This is a genomic window from Haloarcula sp. CBA1129 (assembly GCF_008729015.1).
Lineage (GTDB): Archaea > Halobacteriota > Halobacteria > Halobacteriales > Haloarculaceae > Haloarcula.
On sequence record NZ_RKSM01000001.1, the window covers coordinates 548,566 to 565,797 of the forward strand.

General features: G+C 62.0%; 17 protein-coding genes. 8 read left to right on the forward strand and 9 right to left on the reverse strand.

Going from position 1 to position 17,232, the window contains the following annotated elements; all coding sequences use genetic code 11:
- The first annotated feature begins 134 nt into the window (after positions 1–134).
- Positions 135–2,156 (forward strand): AMP-binding protein, encoded by a 2,022-nt coding sequence (locus tag Har1129_RS02675; protein WP_151099253.1) that lies wholly within the window; start codon positions 135–137, stop codon positions 2,154–2,156.
- On the opposite strand, the gene Har1129_RS02680 is transcribed toward Har1129_RS02675, so the two are convergent.
- Both Har1129_RS02680 and Har1129_RS02685 read right to left on the reverse strand, forming a co-directional pair.
- Positions 2,157–3,347 carry an MFS transporter gene (locus Har1129_RS02680; RefSeq protein ID WP_151099254.1) on the reverse strand — a complete coding sequence of 397 codons (1,191 nt, stop codon included), beginning with the start codon at positions 3,345–3,347 and terminating at the stop codon, positions 2,157–2,159.
- A gap of 699 nt (positions 3,348–4,046) precedes the next feature.
- A complete protein-coding gene (locus tag Har1129_RS02685) occupies positions 4,047–5,024 on the reverse strand; it encodes a phosphoadenosine phosphosulfate reductase family protein (RefSeq protein WP_151099255.1) in 978 nt (325 codons plus the stop codon).
- A 136-nt stretch (positions 5,025–5,160) separates the two neighbouring features.
- Between Har1129_RS02685 and Har1129_RS02690 the strand changes: the two genes are divergently transcribed.
- Positions 5,161–5,778, forward strand: coding sequence for a stage II sporulation protein M (locus Har1129_RS02690; protein WP_151099256.1), 618 nt, complete (start codon positions 5,161–5,163; stop codon positions 5,776–5,778).
- 77 nt (positions 5,779–5,855) lie between these two features.
- On the opposite strand, the gene Har1129_RS02695 is transcribed toward Har1129_RS02690, so the two are convergent.
- Entirely contained in the window at positions 5,856–6,458 is a 603-nt protein-coding gene (locus Har1129_RS02695; RefSeq protein WP_151099257.1) for a hypothetical protein, read from the reverse strand.
- 195 nt (positions 6,459–6,653) lie between these two features.
- The gene (locus Har1129_RS02700; RefSeq protein ID WP_151099258.1) at positions 6,654–6,986 is read right to left on the reverse strand and encodes a 2Fe-2S iron-sulfur cluster-binding protein; all 333 of its coding nucleotides are present in this window, start codon (positions 6,984–6,986) and stop codon (positions 6,654–6,656) included.
- Positions 6,987–7,172: 186 nt separating this feature from the next.
- Here Har1129_RS02700 and Har1129_RS02705 point away from each other — a divergent pair, with 186 nt between their 5' ends.
- Positions 7,173–8,591 carry a geranylgeranyl reductase family protein gene (locus tag Har1129_RS02705; protein WP_151099259.1) on the forward strand — a complete coding sequence of 473 codons (1,419 nt, stop codon included), beginning with the start codon at positions 7,173–7,175 and terminating at the stop codon, positions 8,589–8,591.
- Positions 8,592–8,833: 242 nt separating this feature from the next.
- Positions 8,834–9,289 (forward strand): type IV pilin, encoded by a 456-nt coding sequence (locus Har1129_RS02710; RefSeq protein WP_151099260.1) that lies wholly within the window; start codon positions 8,834–8,836, stop codon positions 9,287–9,289.
- Between the two features lie 5 nt (positions 9,290–9,294).
- On the opposite strand, the gene Har1129_RS02715 is transcribed toward Har1129_RS02710, so the two are convergent.
- Positions 9,295–10,566: an amidohydrolase gene (locus Har1129_RS02715; protein WP_151099261.1), complete on the reverse strand. Its 1,272-nt coding sequence runs from the start codon at positions 10,564–10,566 to the stop codon at positions 9,295–9,297.
- 55 nt (positions 10,567–10,621) lie between these two features.
- Complete coding sequence (locus Har1129_RS02720; protein WP_151099262.1) at positions 10,622–10,954, reverse strand: uS10/mL48 family ribosomal protein; 333 nt, start codon at positions 10,952–10,954, stop codon at positions 10,622–10,624.
- A 95-nt stretch (positions 10,955–11,049) separates the two neighbouring features.
- On the opposite strand from Har1129_RS02720, the gene Har1129_RS02725 reads away from it, so the two are divergent.
- From Har1129_RS02725 to Har1129_RS02735, 3 genes are all read left to right on the forward strand, one after another.
- Complete coding sequence (locus tag Har1129_RS02725; protein WP_151099263.1) at positions 11,050–11,478, forward strand: bis(5'-nucleosyl)-tetraphosphatase; 429 nt, start codon at positions 11,050–11,052, stop codon at positions 11,476–11,478.
- Between the two features lie 394 nt (positions 11,479–11,872).
- Complete coding sequence (locus Har1129_RS02730) at positions 11,873–12,511, forward strand: DUF4013 domain-containing protein (protein ID WP_151102073.1); 639 nt, start codon at positions 11,873–11,875, stop codon at positions 12,509–12,511.
- A 39-nt stretch (positions 12,512–12,550) separates the two neighbouring features.
- On the forward strand, positions 12,551–13,597 hold the full coding sequence (locus Har1129_RS02735; protein WP_151099264.1) for a DUF5787 family protein: 1,047 nt from the start codon (positions 12,551–12,553) through the stop codon (positions 13,595–13,597).
- 23 nt (positions 13,598–13,620) lie between these two features.
- Here Har1129_RS02735 and Har1129_RS02740 read toward each other — a convergent pair whose 3' ends face one another.
- The 3 genes from Har1129_RS02740 to Har1129_RS02750 are packed head-to-tail and all read right to left on the reverse strand — an operon-like array spanning position 13,621 to position 16,095.
- The gene (locus Har1129_RS02740) at positions 13,621–14,100 is read right to left on the reverse strand and encodes a DUF5797 family protein (RefSeq protein ID WP_151099265.1); all 480 of its coding nucleotides are present in this window, start codon (positions 14,098–14,100) and stop codon (positions 13,621–13,623) included.
- A 52-nt stretch (positions 14,101–14,152) separates the two neighbouring features.
- On the reverse strand, positions 14,153–15,388 hold the full coding sequence (locus tag Har1129_RS02745; RefSeq protein ID WP_151099266.1) for an ABC transporter permease: 1,236 nt from the start codon (positions 15,386–15,388) through the stop codon (positions 14,153–14,155).
- Positions 15,388–16,095, reverse strand: a complete 708-nt coding sequence (locus Har1129_RS02750) for an ABC transporter ATP-binding protein (RefSeq protein ID WP_151099267.1) — start codon at positions 16,093–16,095, stop codon at positions 15,388–15,390. The genes Har1129_RS02745 and Har1129_RS02750 overlap by 1 nt, the downstream gene beginning before the upstream one ends.
- Positions 16,096–16,211: 116 nt before the next feature.
- Here Har1129_RS02750 and Har1129_RS02755 point away from each other — a divergent pair, with 116 nt between their 5' ends.
- Entirely contained in the window at positions 16,212–17,231 is a 1,020-nt protein-coding gene (locus Har1129_RS02755; protein WP_151099268.1) for an outer membrane lipoprotein carrier protein LolA, read from the forward strand.
- Position 17,232 lies beyond the last annotated feature (1 nt).

Genomic DNA, 17,232 nt, shown 5'->3' on the forward strand with positions numbered 1-17,232 from the left:
TGCGCACGAGCCTCTGCCTTATCCCACGAAGGCTGTACGGGGTTCCACTCCCCAGTCGATAGACGGGTGCATCGCATACCAACCGGCGGTACGAGTTTATACCAGACGGCCAAACACTACAGAACACTGACGCTATGAGCGAGCAAACCCACGTAGACTCCATCGTCCACGAACCGAGCCACGCGTTCGTCGAGTCGACGAACGTCTGGGAGTTCATGCAGGAATACGACATCGACGACTACGACGAACTCATCGAGCGAACGACCACGAATCGGCCGAACGAACCCGACTCGGGCATCGAATGGTTCTGGGACCTGCTCCCGGAGTACCTCGACATCGAGTTCTTCGAAGCGTACGACGAAGTCCGAGACAATAGCGAGGGACCGCAGTTTACCGACTGGTACCCCGGCGGGACCATCAACGCTGCCCACAACGTGCTGGACCGCCACGCGGCGCGGGACAGTCCCACTCGAAACACGGTCGCGCTCATCTGGGAGGGCGAACCCGGCGACGTGCGAGAGATCACGTATCACGAACTGAACCGACAGGCCAGCAAGGTAGCGAACTACTTGGAATCCGTCGGCGTCGGCGTCGGTGACACTGTCGGCCTGTATATGCCGATGGTGCCGGAGGTCGCGTCGATCCTGTACGGCTGTCTCAAGGTCGGCGCAATAGCCGTCCCCATCTTCTCCGGGTTCGGCGTCGACGCGACGGCGACCCGCATCGCCGACGCCGAGTGTTCCGTGCTGTTCACCGGCGACGGTTTCTACCGCCGGGGCTCCGAGGTCCACCTCAAGGGGAGCGCCGACGAGGCCATCGAACAGGCCGGCGACGAACTCGGGACGACACCGGTCGAGCACACTGTGGTCTACGACCGCCTCGGCGTGGCCGACGACCCCGATGAGACGATTCGCTGGACCCGCCGCGATGAGTGGTGGGACGAAGCGATAGAGGCCGCTGACGACGAGTACGCCGCCAAAGAACTCCCGAGCAATCAGGAGTCGATGCTGCTGTACTCCTCTGGGACGACCGGGAAACCGAAGGGAATCGTCCACACCCACGCCGGCGCGCTCATGCAGGCGGCCAAGGAAATCCACTTCGGCTTCGACCACAAGCCGAGCGACCGGTTTTTCTGGGTCAGCGACATCGGCTGGATGATGGGGCCGTGGACGCTGCTCGGGAACCACGCCTTCGGCGGGACCGTGTTCATGTACGAGGGTGCACCTGATCATCCTGAACCGGACCGCTTCTGGGAGATGATCGACCGTCACGATATCACCACCTTCGGCGTCTCGCCGACGGCAGTTCGCGCGCTCCGAAAGAAGGGCGACGAGTGGCTAGACGGCCACGATCTCTCAAGCCTGCGGCTGCTGGGGTCGACCGGTGAGCCTTGGGATCCCGAGAGCTGGCTGTGGTTCTACGAGCACGTCGGCAGCGAGGACTGTCCCATCATCAACATTTCCGGCGGGACCGAAATCATGGGCTGCTTTCTCATGCCGATGCCGATCCAGTCGCTCAAGCCCTGCACGCTCGGCGGTCCGGGGCTAGGGATGGACATCGACATCGTCGATTCCGACGGCGAATCAATCGTCGACACCCACGAGCGCGGGTATCTGGTCGCACGAGACTCCTGTCCCTCGATGACCCGGTCGCTTTGGTCGGGCGACGAGCGATACTTGAACGAGTACTGGTCGGCTTGGGACGACGTGTGGGACCACGGCGACTGGGCCCAGAAAGACGAGGACGGCCTCTGGTTCCTCCACGGTCGGGCCGACGACGTACTCAACGTTGCCGGGCGGAAGGTCGGACCAGCGGAGGTCGAGGGTGCGGCGATGGAACACGACGCCGTCAATCAGGCCGCCGCCGTCGGTGCGCCGGACGATACCACCGGAACCGCGGTCGTCCTCTACACCGTCCTCGAACCCGGTTACGAGCCCTCTGATGACCTCCGGGACGACATCCGCGCCGCCGTCGGCGAGGAACTCGGCAAGCCGTTCCGGCCCCGCGAGGTGCTGTTCGTCGACGAGTTCCCCAAGACCCAGAGCGGGAAGATCATCCGCCGGGCCATCGCCGGCGTCTATCGCGGCGAGGACTTGGGTGATATGTCCAGCATCGAGAATCCCGAGGCGCTCGAGGAAGTGCGCGAAGCGTCGTAGTCAGCTCCCGACGGCTTCATCTGTCGGCTTTTCGAGCCGTAGCAGCTCGGGGAGCGCGAGTACTGCGAGGACGATCTCCGTCCCGCCGGCGACGAAGAACGCCGTCGGGTAGCCGAAGGCTCCTGCGACGGTGCCGCCAACGAGGATACCGGCGAGGAAGCCGACGCTGCCGAAGATGTTGAACCCGGCCATGGCGGTCCCTCGCTCCGTCTCACTGGCGAGATCGGTAACGAGCGCCATTGTCGCCGGAGCCATCAGCGCACCGATGACGCCGGTCAGTACCATCCCTGCACCGGCGGTGGTGACCGACGGAGCCTGCCCGACGCCGATAACGGTGAGACCGTACAGCACCGATCCGGCGGCGATGGGTGCGGTGCGACCGATACGGTCAGAGAGCACGCCGAAGGGGTACTGCAGCAGGGCGAACGGCGCGAAAAACAGCGCCAGCATGACGCCGGTTTCGCCGGGCCCAAGCTCGAACGTCTCCCTGAAATACAGGGTTCCGACGAGCGCGAAAAAGCCCGCGGTAAGCCGGTCGATGAATCCGAAGGCATAGGGCACGCCGAGTGCCGGCCGCTGTTTGAGCCCGGACACGGTCGCAGCCAAGCCTGCCCGCCCGTCCGACGGTGCGCGGTCGGTCACCAGAAGGGCGGCCACTGCGACGACGAGCGACAACGCGCTTGCCACGTACAGCGGCAGCGTCGTCCCGATCTCGTACAGTTGGCCGCCGAGTGGCGCGCCAAGCGCCGTGCCGCCGCCGATTGCGATGCCCGCCGCCCCCATGTTCTTGCCGTGGCCGCCGCCGAGGTCCATCAGCATCGTCATCGCCAGCGAGAACGACGCGATGGTGGCCCCGCCTTGGAGCGCTCGCAGGACCAGCACACCAGCAAACGGGAGCGAGACAGCCCCGGGGAGCCACGCGATGAGGGCGTACAGCACTGCGCCTGCGCCCGCCCCACCGATGATGAACGGCGTGCGCCGTCCGGTAGCGTCGCTGAGTACCCCCCACACGCCCGCAAAAACGACGAAGGCCCCGAACTCAGCGGCTAGAAACCACATACTCGCGTTCAGGTCCGTCGTTGCACCCAGCGACCGGACGAGCCTGTCGATACCCGGATACAGTAAGACCTGCGCGAGCAGGACAGCGAAAATAACGCCCGCGAGAACGCCCCGGTCTGTGCGATCCGTCACAGACAACGATACAGCTAGCTGAGAAAAATAGATGTCGGACCCGAATACGAGGCCCTCCTCGCAGAACGCTGCAGCTACCGATTACAGAACAGAGCGTCCGCTAACTCGGACCAATCCGTCTTACTCAGCGCTGTGTGGCGGAACGAAACCGCAGTTCGAACAGCCGTTGTGCTTCGTCGTCTGGTAGCTCAATTCCGCCCCGCAGTTCGGACAGTTGTACTGGTCTGAACTCATTCACCTACTGGTACCATTCGACAGTACCTAAACCTTTCCTCGACAGTTGTCTATACTAATTAGTAGTCGTTTTTCGGGCAGTAGCGTGGCTTAGATTGGTGTCGGTAGTCGTCAGGCCTGATGATTGCACCGTTCAGGAAGGGTACACAAGGATCTAAAAGGGGTGTGGTCGACGCTAGCCGCTGCCGCGTAGACAACAGCAGACGTGTCCACTCTGTGTACTCGACCGTACTGGACCCGGGATTGCTGCCGGTGCAGTCTACATCGACTCCTGTCGAAGTGTTAGAGTGATAATACACAGCACCGCTAGAGCGTTTTGAGTTCCCCGGCCGGGCAGCGACCGGAGATCGCTCGTCTCGTTCGACAGGCGGATTCGGCCGTGTGTTTCCTGTCAGTTTCGGCGACCGTCGCTACTGAGACAGCAAAAGAAATGACGATACGGAAACGGTGCGGTTCCGCGTCGGCTTACATGTAACCGAGGTCGCGCAGGCGCTCCATCAGGTCTTCCTTGTCTTGGGCGCGGCCGGCGCGTTCGGTCGTGTTCGCCATGTCCTGCAGCCAAGCGGGCTCTTCAGCGGACTTGTCGGTGCTGACCTCGCTACCGAGCGAGCGGAACCCGGCGAAGTACTTCGGCGAGACCGGCACGTCCTCTTTCTCGATCCCTTCGGGCAGGTCGTCTTGGCCCTGCGGGACATAGCCGTCGTCGGGGTAGCCCTCGACGGTGTCCGGGACGACGAAGTTCCAGAAGGCTTCCCACACGTCAGCTTCCGCGAACTGGAGAATCGACTGGATGCGGTCGTGCGGCGGGTAGATGTCCGGGTCGTGACGCGGCGAGAAGAACGTCTCGTCTGCACGGGACTCCTGCTCGTCCCAGCGGATGCCGGACAGGATACCGTCGACGTCGTGTTCCTCGATGGTGTCGTTGAGCGCCACCGTTTTCAGGAGGTGGTTACCGACGTAGGTGTCGAGCAGGAACGGGAACGTGTCCTCCTCGTATTCGAGGATGTTCCGGATGTGGTGCTGGTTGTGCTCGGAGAGTTCGTCGACCGGGATGTCGTCGCCCGGTTCGAGATCGTTCTCGTCGACGTAGTTGCCCACGTCTTCGTTGCGGGCCCAGATGACATCGAGGTCCCACTCGTCAGCCCAGTGCTCGACGAAGTCGATGAGTTCGTCGAAGTGCTGATAGTGGTCGATGAAAACGACCGGGGGTACCTCGAGGTCGAAGCGGTCAGCGACCTCTTTGACGAAGTACAGCGTCAGCGTGGAGTCCTTGCCGCCGGTCCACATCACGACAGGGTTCTCGTACTGTTCGAGGCCGGTCTTCGTGACCTCGATAGCCTTCTCGATCTTGTGGTTGACAGTCGGGTACTCTTCGGGGTCTTCGCCTTCCCCGTCAGTGTAATCAACGTCCAGATAGTCCGGGAACTCTGCTGATTCGGACATAGTGTAATGAGATATAATTACGAATGCCAAGTACTTTTTGGATTTTCGACAGGTGTGTGAGGCGGTGGCAAATATACTCGTGGCCACACCCTGTCAGGTCACTCGGGTTTTTTGCGGCTGGCGCGAAAGGCACAGTATGGACGACCGCCCACCCCTCCCAGCCCGTCTCTTGCACCGCTGGCTGTTGCACTATGTCCCTGTAGCCGCGCTGATACTGCTTGCCAGCGCACTCGCTGGGTACGGACTCGGCAGCCAGATACCCGCCGAATGGCTTCAAAACCCCGGAACGACCGGCGAGAATCCCTTTCTGCCGGCTGAGCTAACGACACTCTCACTGACGGTTAACAACCTCGGCGCATTGCTCGTGATGGCGTTGGGCGCTATCTCGCTCGGTTCGATGACGGTTCTGTCGCTCGTCTTGAACGGACTGCTCATCGGGGTCGTCGTCGGTATCGCACTCAAGCAGGTCTCGCCCGTCGTCGTCGCCGCACTCATCGTCCCCCACGGCCTTATCGAAATCCCCGCACTGCTTATTGTCGCCGCTGTCGGGCTCCGGTTCGGGTGGCGCACGATACAGTACATCCGCGGCCGCACGAACGAACTGGTCACTGGACAGGATATCCGGGAAGCCGGGTGGCTGCTTGCGACGGCCGCCGTGCTGATCGTGATTGCGGCCTACATCGAAGCGAACCTTACCATCGAAATTGCGTCACGGTTTACAGACGCCGATCTTTCAGGTATCACGCCGGCGTAGCGGCTCGGAACGTCCGTTACACGGCGTTGAGCTACGGCTCGACAAAATGGAATCCGTGACCGGACTACGCGGCCGCGTTACGAGATGAACTCGTTGTCGCGCCAGTTGACGCCCTCTTCTTCCTCACCGTCGCGGGGTTCCTCTGCAACGTTGATCGCAGCGGGTCGCTCTTCCCCGTCGACGATACGGACAGCCCGGAGTTCCTCATCGACCGCTGCAATCGCCGTTAGCGTTCCCTTCTCGGCGACTTTCGCGACCTCACACAGGACCTCGAACATCGCGTACTGGAGCGCGGTGTTCTGGAGCACGGTCTCGCGGTCGCCCTTGAAACAGGCGTACTCGACGAGTTCGGACTCGATCTCTTCCTCTTCCTCTTCGAGCGCCCCCCACTGGGGGCCACCGCCGGAGCTCCCGGTACTCGCAGCTCCGGGCGGTCCCATCTCGTCGGGGTCCTCCTCGTACACCCGGTTCTCCGTGACGCTGGCCTTGAGTTGGGCCGTCGGGGTGTACTTGCTCATGGAGTCGTCCTTGGCGACGGCGCTGACGATTAGCGTATTATTTCGACGGGTAATGTCGATGTCAGCGATTTCAGGTGGAAGGTCCGGATCCTCGAAGAAATCGTATGCGTCTTCCAGTGGCAGTTCAAGTGTCGAGTGAAGTCTGTATACGCGGCTGGTCATGGTTGGGGAAGCGTGTATCAGTCGTCGAAGGCCGTCCGCTGACGCTGTAGTCACTACTCCATAGGGGCCACTTGCTTATATGACCTGTCCTTCATTCGCGGTTTCACCGCTCTATATCAGGCAATATGTCAGGTGCATGTTAAAGGTATTTACAGACCTTCTAGCAGGCCATATGCCAGCAGTATCCAGTGCCTACTAGTCGTCCGCAGGTGTGGGGTCGCCGTCTTCTGGAGTGGCATCCGCTTCAATGCTGGGTGGGTACTTCCCACGGTCGAGTTTCAGGTCTGACTGCGGCCGCGCCATGCAGGTCAGCGCGTAGTTTTCCCGTTCCCGGTCGGTCAGTCCACGGGCGGCAGGCTGGGTGACCGAGCCCTCGACGATTTCCGCCGAACAGGCCAGACACATCCCCACGCGACAGGAATACTCCTGTGCGATTCCTTCCTCGATACACCGCGAGAGAATCGTCTCCTTCTCGGAGACGGTGATCTCCTCGCCCGTCCCGACAAATGTCACCGTATGCTCTGTCATGCTCGGCCATTTGATACCCCCCAGCAAAACTCTTTATCACCGCTGTCCCGGAGTGAGACGGACTGCTCTCCGTCAATGCCGCATGAAGCACTCTTGGTCGGCCGTTCATCGCAAGAACCAGTTACAGCAGTCCGGCTAAAACCCATAGTCGGAATAATTTTCTCTCTCCGGGCAGGACGGAAGTGCATGACCACACACCAGGACGGCAACGCCGGCGGGGAGTCGGCGAGCGCACGGACCGTTTCCGTGGACGTTGTCGTCGTCGGGGCCGGGACATCCGGCTGTTACGCCGCCGCGACTGTCGCGGATGCGGGCTACGACGTCGTCGTCGTGGAGCGTAAAGACGAGACTGAGGCCGGCCACATCGCCTGCGGGGACGCGCTGAAGGGAGCCAGTGACTTCCCCGACGCGATTCCGAAGTCCCAGCTCGAACCGGCGTTTACGAACACGGATGTCGACCACGGCCGGTTCGAAATCCCACAGGAGGACACCGTCCTCGAAATCCCTGTCCCGGGCGAACTTGCCGTCATCGACCGCTGGGAGTACGGTCGCTGTCTCATCGAAGGCGCAACCGATAGCGGCGTGGAGTTCCATTACGACACCGTCGTTCAGGACGTGCTGCAGGATGATAGCGGCCGCGTCACCGGCGTGAAAGCCATGCGGAAGGGCGACCCCGTCACCTACGAGGGAGACATGGTTATCGACGGTGCCGGCGCGCTGTCTATCCTCCAAGACAAGACCGACCTCGAAGACGCGACCTTCGACACGAACGTCCAGTACTCGCAGTTTTGCTCTGCCTACCGGGAGATCATCGAAGTTGATGAACCGGTCGAGTGGGACGACGCACTCGTGTTCAAGCCGACCGAGCGTTCCGCCGGCTACCTCTGGTACTTCCCGCGCACGGACACGGAGATCAACGCCGGCTTGGGCTTCCAGATGAACGAGGAGCCGATGGAACTGGTCGACGACCTCAAGCGCGATCTTCAGGGCCGAAGCGAGTTCGAGGGCGCGGAGGTACAGGACAAACTCGGGGCTGCGTTGCCGACGCGTCGGCCGTACGACTCCGCCGTTGCACCCGGATTCATGGCTGTCGGTGACGCTGCTGGACACGTCAATCCGACGACTGGCGGCGGTATCGCCGGTGCGGCCTACGCCGGTACCTACGCCGCAGAACAGGCCATCGAGGCTATTGAATCCGGCCGTACGGACGACGAAGCCGCGCTCTGGGAGTACAACGAGCGCGTGATGGACCACTTCGGGGCCCGGTATGCGGCGCTTGACGTGTACAATATCTTCACCACCGCCTACGACGTTGACGATCTGATGGCGCTACTGGCCGCACTGCCCGGCGAAAAGCTCGCAGAGGCACTGTACGGCGGCTCGACCAGTATCGGGCTCGGACTCAAACTCAAGATGGCCGTCAAGAGCATCGGTCACTTGGGGACTATCCGGGACCTCTACCAGACGAAGAAGGCCGCCGACCGACTGCTGGACCATTACGAATCCTACCCCAGCGACCGCAGCGGCTTCGAGGCTTGGCAACGCGAGCGTGACGCAATCATGGACGATATCTACGACGTCACTGGCGCAGAGCCAAAGTACTAATTCGGCAGATCGTTGCGTTTTCCGGTGGTATTGACACTCTGGCATCGGTTTGCTAGCGGTAGATGTAGCGCTTTGAACAGCTATCTGGATAGTAGTTGGCTAAGATATAAACTATAGTTTTGAACGACAAGTTTTATTATCTAATAACATGATATCAAAATGAAGTCACTCTGGGGTCGGTCGACCGGGGGGTCACCGAGACGGAGACAGCGTGTCGGCCGTCGCCCGAGTGGGGGTCAATAATGCTAGCATGGGGATTCCAATCCGACGATAGTGCAGTCTCACCAGTTGTTGGTGTCATTCTAATGGTTGCAATAACAGTGCTGTTGGCGGCGACAGCAGCGACGTTCTTCCTCGATTTCGGCTCTGGGAACCTCGGCCAGAGCGCGCCGCAGGCGGCGTTCACCTTCGAGTACGAGTCCGGGAGTCCCGACAGCCTCACCATCGAACACCGGAGCGGTGACTCGGTTCAGGCCGGGAACCTGTACATCACCGTTAGCGGGGCTTCAACCGCTAACGGACAGCACGAGTTCACGAGTATCGGGAGTGCACCGGCGGCTGGGTCGGACATCACAGCCGGATCGCGGGTGACGTTTTCGAGGACCTCGCTTGACCTCTCGGAGGCGACGGTCACGCTGAACTGGAAACCGTCGGACAGCGACAAATCTATTCAGCTTGCCAGTTGGGAAGCGCCGTAGCAGATTCACTCGCTCAGTTGGCTAATCGCCTCGCTGACGACATCGACGCCGATGGCCAGCGAGTCCTCGTCGACGTCGAACGTGGGTGTATGGTGGCCGCCGGGGTGGTCGGTACCGATACCGACGAACGTCGCCGTTCCGCCGTGGTCTTGCACGCGGTCCATCAGATAGGTCGCGTCCTCGCTTCCGCCGAGATCATCAGTCCGGAGACGGCTAGTGACGCCGGGAACTGCTGCTGCCGCGTCGTACACCACACCCGCAAGCGTATCGTCGCTCACAGCACTCGGCGCTTCCGCTGTCGTCTCGATAGCGATTTCGCAGTCGTGCATCTCGGCCGCGGACGACATGACGGTGTCCGCCCGCTCGCTCATGTATTCCTTGAGCGGGGTCGTTTCGCCGCGGACTTCCCCTTCCAGCGTCGCTGCCTCGGGGACGATGTTCGTGGCCGTGCCACCCTCGACAACCCCGGCGTTGACTCGGGTCGCGCCGTCGCCGTGCCGCCGAATCGCGTGGAGGTTCTGTACGGCGGTCGCCAGCGCCTGAACGGCGTCCCGTCCCTGTGCCGGATGGCCCCCAGCGTGGGCCGTTTCGCCGGCGAACGTCGCCTTGAACTGCCGCACCGCTAGGAAGCCGCCGACGCCCGCGACGATTTCGCCGGTCGGATGGTCGAGGCCGATATGGATGGCCAGCAGGTGGTCTACGTCGTCGAGGTGGCCGCTTTCGGCGACGGCTTTTCCGCCGCCGATGACCTCTTCAGCGGGCTGGAAGACGACTTTGAACGTCCCTCCGAAGTCGCTCTCCTTCACTGCTTCCAGCACGCCGAGACCGATTGTCGCGTGGGCGTCGTGCCCGCAAGCGTGCATGTACCCCTCGTTCGTTGAACGGAACTCCGCCGTCGCCGGGGTGTGTGCTACGCTGTCAGACTCCGTTATCGGAAGCGCGTCGATGTCGACCCGGAGCGCGACGGTCGGTCCCTTGCCCTGTTCAAGTACGGCCAGCGCGCCAGTGAACCCCCCGGCTGCAGCCTCCAGCACGTCCTCGCGAGCACTGGCTTCGCGGGCCTGCATCCGCCAGTCTTCGAGTTCATCATCGTCGGGGACAGCCATCCGCGCGTCGCCATCGAGCACGTCCCGACCGAGATGCAACTGGTCGACACCGATTCGCTCTATTTCGTCGACGATGCGACTTGTGGTGTAGAACTCTCGCCACGCCGGTTCGGGGTAGCTGTGCAGGTCGCGTCGGACAGATCTGAGTCGCTCCTGCCGAGCCTCGTTCATGCCGGCGAAACGAGGCACAGTCACTTATAACAATCTCCGGGCGCGGACGGCGGCCCTACGACCCGCTGCCGATCTGTGTCCGCTGTTCGACGCCGGCTTCGACGTGGATGGCGTCCGGGAAGGTCCGCTGGGTAACGTTCCGGGCGAACTCCTCGTACCCGACGATCTCTATTGTTCGCGTGTAAACAGAGTGGTTCCAAGACTCGAAGCGGCCGCCGCTTGGTCCCAGTGACTTCGACTGTGGAATCTGTAGCTCCTGTGGTTGTTTTGGATGCGGGCCTTTCAGTTCGACTCCCTTCTGCTCAGCGCTCTCCTTGATTTCTGTGACGATGTCCTCGAGGCGGTGTCGGTCCCCACTGGTGAAAGTCAGTGTCGTGACGAAGGGCATCTGTAGACGAACACTCAGCCGCGAGTGACAAAAGGCCATCTGTTTCCGTTGTGTCTCCGATATTCTCTTAAGTAGCGGTGTCATAAAATCCGATAATGATAGAGGCCACGAGCGCGGGAGCCATCCTCTTTCGCGATACGCGTGGCCGGCGGGAGTACCTCCTGCTCAAGAGCCGACCCGGCGATTGGGAGTTCCCCAAGGGCGGCGTCGAGGGCGAGGAAGAACTCCAGCAGACCGCCATACGCGAAGTGAAAGAGGAGGCCGGAATCGGTGATTTCCGGCTTTTAGACGGGTTCCGCAAAGACTACGACTATGTGTTCGAGGCGAACGGCAACACCATCCACAAGACGGTCCACCTGTTCGTCGCGAAATCGTTCGAAGCGTCAGCCGAACTGTCCACAGAACACCGCGACCTGCAGTGGCGCGACTACGAACAGGCTATCAACACGGTCACGCAGGACGGCCCCCGTGAGATACTCGAACAGGCAGACGAGTTCCTCGATGAGCGAGGCGACGAGGAGTAGCGAAGCGTAGACGATACTCAGCCCTATTCATAGAGCACCGACACAGTGCTCTGGGTAGCGCCAGCTCCGCCGTCGCTTGATGGCACCGGTAAACTCTCCGGAGAACTATCCGAAGAACACAGATACTCTAAAGTGTGATTTTGCTGACAGTATCGAATTACTTTCAGTGGTAGAACCCCCGACCGAGCACCCACAAATATAATCTAAACACTACTTCCGCGATACCAGCCACTACTGAGGTAATTACGTGTGAAAATAATATTTTATAAATAGTATCTCTTCCAATACTAACAGCATTTTTAAATAGGATAAGATTACATTTTGCAAAGAGGCATCCAAAATGTTAGAAGACGGACTATCGTACCCAATGCAAGGCGACAGTTGGATAGCACAGATGTTGATCGGCGGCGTACTGCTGGTGTTCTTTTTCCTCCTGATCCCGCTGCTCGCGTTCAATGGATATCTGCTTCGCGTGATCGGAACGACCGTTCAGGGCGAGTCTGAACCACCAGCTTGGGACGACTGGGGAGGACTCATCGTCGACGGCATCAAATTCAGTATCGTCGGTCTCGTGTACTCTATCGTTCCCATGGTCGTCATCTTCGGTATCGGTGGGACACTCATCGGACTGGGCGGAGCCGCCGGTGAATCGGGCGGCGGAATCATCGCCGGATTCGGGTTGATGGCGTTCCTCTTGCTGATTCCGGTGTTGTTCCTGATTTACTACATCGTCCCCGCGGCGCTGGCGAACATGGCAGTCGAAGGGAGCCTCGGTGCGGCATTCGACTTCTCGCTGCTCAAAAACGTCGTCCTCACAAGCGACTACTTCATCGCAGTTCTCATGCCAATCGTCGTCGGCATCATCACGAACATCATCAGCAACGTGCTGGCGGTTACTGTCATCGGCCTAGTTCTCGTTCCGTTCGTCTCCTACTACGGACAGGTCGCCGTTTTCCGCATGTTCGGAACGGCGTTCGCCAATCAGACGAACAAGAACGCACAGCAGGTCACAGGCCCGACCACGTCGGTCTAACCAATCAGTTCTTACGCGGCCGACTATTTTTCGAGAGACGTGACATCGAGCGGTGGAGCTGACCCAGACTCCGAGTTCGCCTTCGAGCTGTCTGTCTGCCAGTGGGCCGAGCGAGCGTGGTCGCCGGCCAACGACGCAGCGGTGTTGGTCGCCAGACAGTTCGGGACGAAACACCGCCGCTGGGACACGATTGTGCTGGAGTGTGACCCTGCTGGACTCCGAGAGCGGGCAAAGTTCGGCCCGGATTCGTTTGACTCAGACCTCCTGCACGTCCTCCGGCACGCACCGGCCGACTGGACGTACTACCGCGACGCGTTGCCGGACCCGGGCTATCCGTGGCGATACGTCCGGGAGTCGATTCACGAGGCGGCTGACAGGGACGCCATCGAAACCCGAAAGCAGGGCAACCGCATCCAGATTCGTCGGGTGCGTCCCTATCCGGACTGGCTCCGCCGAATCGTCGCCATCGAGAACAAACCAGATCTGACCGCCAGCGCCGCCCGGAACCTCGTTCCACAACTGGAGCGGGACATCGCGCTATCGCTGGCCGACGAGGTGTGGGTCGCGACAGCGACGACCGACGAGCGCGTGGAGCCGATCCTGCTGGCGGACCTGCCCGCGGCCGCCGGTGTATTGACTGTCGACCCAGCATCCAGTACGGCCGAGGCGGTCTGGCAACCGCGGTCGCTGTCAGTTGACGACCCCGGAACGCGCATTCTGGAGCGGCCGGACGACGACGCCAGCGCGGCGCGGTTCGAATACGTGGACACCGACTGGAAGCAAGAGCGGCGGCTCGCCATCGCCGAGCGCGCGTATGCTCGCGGCTGGCGCGCCTACGCGGACACGATGCGCCCCGACTGCCGCCACTTTCAGCTCAGTGCCGACGAGAGCGGCGTGTATCCTTACTGTGCGGCAAAAGAGTGCCTGCCGACGGCGGCTGAGTGTCGTGGGCAGTGCTCGTCCTACGAGCCGGAGCCTCCGGCGTGGCGGTCGATGGACTGGCCGCTCGACGGCGGACCGGGGAACGCAATACAACGGTTGTTAGCGCGGCGACGACGCCGGCAGCGGCCGGGGCTGTCAGAGTAACCGGCCGCCACGGGAGTCCGGATTCACCCCTCTGACAGTTCGATGTCCAGTTCGTCGCGTGGAACGGCCAGCCTGAACGTCGGCACGGTCTTCTCGACGGTCTCTACGATTCCCTTGTCTGCGAGGCTCCGAAGCGCAGAGCGAACGTCGTCGGTCTCCCGGTCCTCACCCACCTCGCGAAGGGCGTGTAACACGGCGACGACACTCTGACTCTCTTCGTCGTGGCCAGCGATTACGTCGACGATGGCCTGCTGGAGCGGGGTGACTGTTACCGTCTGTACGCGTTCGGAGTCTTCCCCGTCGATAAGCGTCGTTGCCTCCGGCGTCGCACAGATGAGGCTGTTGTCGTTGCGGTAGTAGTACTCCTTGAGTTCGGATTCGAGGTACTGGTGCACCTCGCTCCCGCTATCCATGTCCCAGCGCTCCTGTAACTCGCCGTTTTTCGTCGGCTGGAGTTCGACGATGTCGGCGAGCCGTTCGCGGGCCTCCTCCGAGAAGGTCATGGCCCGTCGGTACGACGACCACGTATTTCGGTGTTCTGAATCCGGGTAAGGCTCACTCGTGTCTGAGCGCGTCGATGGGGTCGACCCGTGCCGCCCGCCACGCCGGGTAGAGGCCGGCGACGACGCCGACTAGCACGCCCACGCCGACCGCCAGCGCAATCCACAGCGGCGCGAGCGAGAACGCGACTTCGGCGTATCGGGTCGCGCCGTAGCCGACGAGGAGTCCGAGCGGGACGCCCAGCAGCGAGCCGAGCGTCCCGAGCAGTGCGGCCTCGACGAGGAACACCTGCATCACGTCGCGGTTGCGCGCACCGACGGCTTTCATGATGCCGATTTCGCGGGTCCGCTCCGTGACGCTGACGAGCATCACGTTGGCGATGCCGATAGCACCGACGACCAGCGCGATGACGGCGATGCCGGTGACGAAACGCGTGATGCGCTCGATAACGTCGCTGATCTCCTCGACGAAGTCGTTCCCGGACCGGGCGACCAGTTCCGTGTCGTCGGCCGACAGCGACCGCGCGTCGGACTCACCGGAGAGATACGTCTGAATGGCCGATTGGGTCTCCGGAATCGCCCGCGGGTCGACGGCGAGTGTTACCTGCGGGTACGCACGCTGTCGCACGCCCGCCGACGGGCTCTCGACAACCGAGTCATAGAACGGGTCGATGGGGACGTACACCCGCGGCTGGCGGGCGAACTCGCTGACCGGGACTTCGCCGCGCGTCCCGTTGACGACGCCGACGACGGTGACGTTGCGTTCGCTCCCGTCGGCCATCGTCATCGTGAAGCGCTCGCCGGTCGTGAGGTTCTCAGCGAACGACCCGGCCATGCGCTCGTTAACGACGACGGCCTCCTCATCAGCTTCGAATGAACGCCCCTCGACGAGGACGCCGTCATTGATGCTGGCAGACCGTACCGCCGTGACCTGCTGTCTGGCCAGCGTCTGATTTCCGTGGCGCACCGACTGCGTCTGGACGATTCCGCGCGGGAGCACTGCTTGGACTCCGGTGATCGCCTCCAACTGCTGAATGTCGTACTCGGTAAACACTGGCTGGAGCGTCCGGTCAAAGTCGTCGTCGCCGGACGGCGTTCCGAACACGTAGATGTTGCCTGCGTTCGACGTCTCGATGTCGCCGACGATTTCCGCCTCGACGCTGGCCCCGAACGTGGCGAAGGTGATTACTGACGCGATACCGATGACGACGCCGACGACAGTCAGCGCCGACCGGAGCTTGTGCGCTTTGATTGACCGGAGCGTGATTCGCACACTCTCGCCAGTGTCCATCAGTGCTCGCCCCCGGAAACGTCCTCGACAGACTGGATGTGCCCGTCCTCGACGTGGACGATTCGCTCCGCCCGCTCGGCGACATGTCGCTCGTGGGTCACCAGCAGGAACGTGTTGCCCGCCGCGTGGAGGTCGTCGAACAGGTCGAGGATTTGCGCGCCGGTGTCCGTATCGACGTTGCCGGTTGGCTCGTCGGCGAGAATCAGCGCCGGGTCGGTCGACAGCGCCCGAGCGATGGCGACCCGCTGGCGCTGGCCGCCGCTGAGCTCCGAGGGGACGTGGCCGGTGCGGTCGGCGAGGCCCACCTCCGAGAGCAGCGACGCCGCCCGCTCGCGGCGACGGTCCCTGTCCCAGCCATCGAAGACGAGCGGTAAGGCGACGTTCTCCACCGCACTCAGTCGCGGCATGAGATTGAACGTCTGAAACACGAATCCGACCGCAGTCCCGCGGATGTCGGCCCGTTCGGCCTCGCTGGCCGCCGAAACGTCTTGTCCATTGACCACGACCCGCCCCGACGACGGCGTGTCCAGTCCGCCGATGAGGTTCAGGAGCGTGCTCTTGCCGGAGCCGCTCGGTCCCATCACCGCCGTGTACGACCCCGCAGACAGGTCGAGGCTCACGTCGTCAAGCGCCGTCACCGTCCCGCCGAGGTCGTACTGCTTGCTGACGCCGTCGACACGGACGGTCGTATTCGCTGACTCGCTCACGGCTCTGTATACGGACTGGACGGCAATGAGGGGTTCGACCACATCCGGGTTCGGCAGGAGTGGTCCGTATCTTGATAGGAGGAACCCACTTACCACTCCAGTCCTAAGGCCTGACAATGACAGCCGATACCGGACGGAGACTGGCTATCGTCGCGGTGTTCGTCACTATTGGACTACTGGCTGCTGGGGCGGTCGCCGGCGTTTCAGGTCTCAGCCAGATGGGGGAGCCGTCCGGCGACGAGGTATTGGACCAGACCGAACAGCGCTACGAGGCAGCCGAGACGATTACCGGAACGGCGACGGTGACCGTCGCGAACAAGTCTGATTCGAAGACTGCCACAGTGGAGTACGCCGCTGCCGAGCCCAACAAGACGTGGGCCGCCGTCACGAGCGAAGACCGGTCCTACGAGATGGGGACGAACGGGACCGTTGTCTGGGCGGTCGGCGAGAATCAGTCGTACGGCCGCGAACTGCCGGAGAAATCAGCTGCGATGAACGACACGACCGATCCGGTTCCCGAGGAGAACGTCACTGCGACGCTTCGGGGGACCGACGAGGTCAACGGCGAGACGACGTACGTTCTGGACCTCGAACCGACAAACGAGAGCATCGATGCGCCGAACACGACGCTGTGGGTCGACACCGAGGACTACCGCGTCCACAAGCTGACCACTGACGACGGGACAAACCGGACGGAACTCACTGTCGAGGAGACGAATTTCAACGTCAGCATCGACGACAGCCAATTCGCTCCGCCGGCTGACCGGGTCGCCGTCACGACCATCGAGACGTACGACTCCTACGACGCGGCCCAGTCCGCGACTGATCTTGACCTGCCCGAATACGAGAACGGGACCTTCGAGGAAGCCCGATACATCAGCCGGCCCGAGAGTACGGCCGTGGCCCAGCAGTACGACGCTGACGGGGAGAACGTGACGGTCCTGACCGCGACCGGCGCATCGAGCTATCTTGACGGTGCGGAGAACGGGACGGCAGTACAGGTGAACGGACAGAACGCGACCACAATCGAGCGTGAGAATAGGGCTGTCGTCTACTGGACCGAAGACGATGTCACGACCGGCGTGGTCGTTGCAGGGACGACCGAGGCGGCCATCGCCGCGGCTGAGGAACTGTAAC

What these genes read in the sequence shown, in the direction of transcription:
- Har1129_RS02675 (WP_151099253.1), top strand. Translation starts at nt 135, where the DNA reads ATGAGCGAGCAAACCCACGTAGACTCCATCGTCCACGAACCGAGCCAC.
- Har1129_RS02685 (WP_151099255.1), bottom strand. Translation starts at nt 5,024, where the DNA reads ATGTCCGAATCAGCAGAGTTCCCGGACTATCTGGACGTTGATTACACT.
- Har1129_RS02690 (WP_151099256.1), top strand. Translation starts at nt 5,161, where the DNA reads ATGGACGACCGCCCACCCCTCCCAGCCCGTCTCTTGCACCGCTGGCTG.
- Har1129_RS02695 (WP_151099257.1), bottom strand. Translation starts at nt 6,458, where the DNA reads ATGACCAGCCGCGTATACAGACTTCACTCGACACTTGAACTGCCACTG.
- Har1129_RS02700 (WP_151099258.1), bottom strand. Translation starts at nt 6,986, where the DNA reads ATGACAGAGCATACGGTGACATTTGTCGGGACGGGCGAGGAGATCACC.
- Har1129_RS02705 (WP_151099259.1), top strand. Translation starts at nt 7,173, where the DNA reads ATGACCACACACCAGGACGGCAACGCCGGCGGGGAGTCGGCGAGCGCA.
- Har1129_RS02710 (WP_151099260.1), top strand. Translation starts at nt 8,834, where the DNA reads ATGCTAGCATGGGGATTCCAATCCGACGATAGTGCAGTCTCACCAGTT.
- Har1129_RS02715 (WP_151099261.1), bottom strand. Translation starts at nt 10,566, where the DNA reads ATGAACGAGGCTCGGCAGGAGCGACTCAGATCTGTCCGACGCGACCTG.
- Har1129_RS02720 (WP_151099262.1), bottom strand. Translation starts at nt 10,954, where the DNA reads ATGCCCTTCGTCACGACACTGACTTTCACCAGTGGGGACCGACACCGC.
- Har1129_RS02725 (WP_151099263.1), top strand. Translation starts at nt 11,050, where the DNA reads ATGATAGAGGCCACGAGCGCGGGAGCCATCCTCTTTCGCGATACGCGT.
- Har1129_RS02730 (WP_151102073.1), top strand. Translation starts at nt 11,873, where the DNA reads ATGTTGATCGGCGGCGTACTGCTGGTGTTCTTTTTCCTCCTGATCCCG.
- Har1129_RS02740 (WP_151099265.1), bottom strand. Translation starts at nt 14,100, where the DNA reads ATGACCTTCTCGGAGGAGGCCCGCGAACGGCTCGCCGACATCGTCGAA.
- Har1129_RS02745 (WP_151099266.1), bottom strand. Translation starts at nt 15,388, where the DNA reads ATGGACACTGGCGAGAGTGTGCGAATCACGCTCCGGTCAATCAAAGCG.
- Har1129_RS02755 (WP_151099268.1), top strand. Translation starts at nt 16,212, where the DNA reads ATGACAGCCGATACCGGACGGAGACTGGCTATCGTCGCGGTGTTCGTC.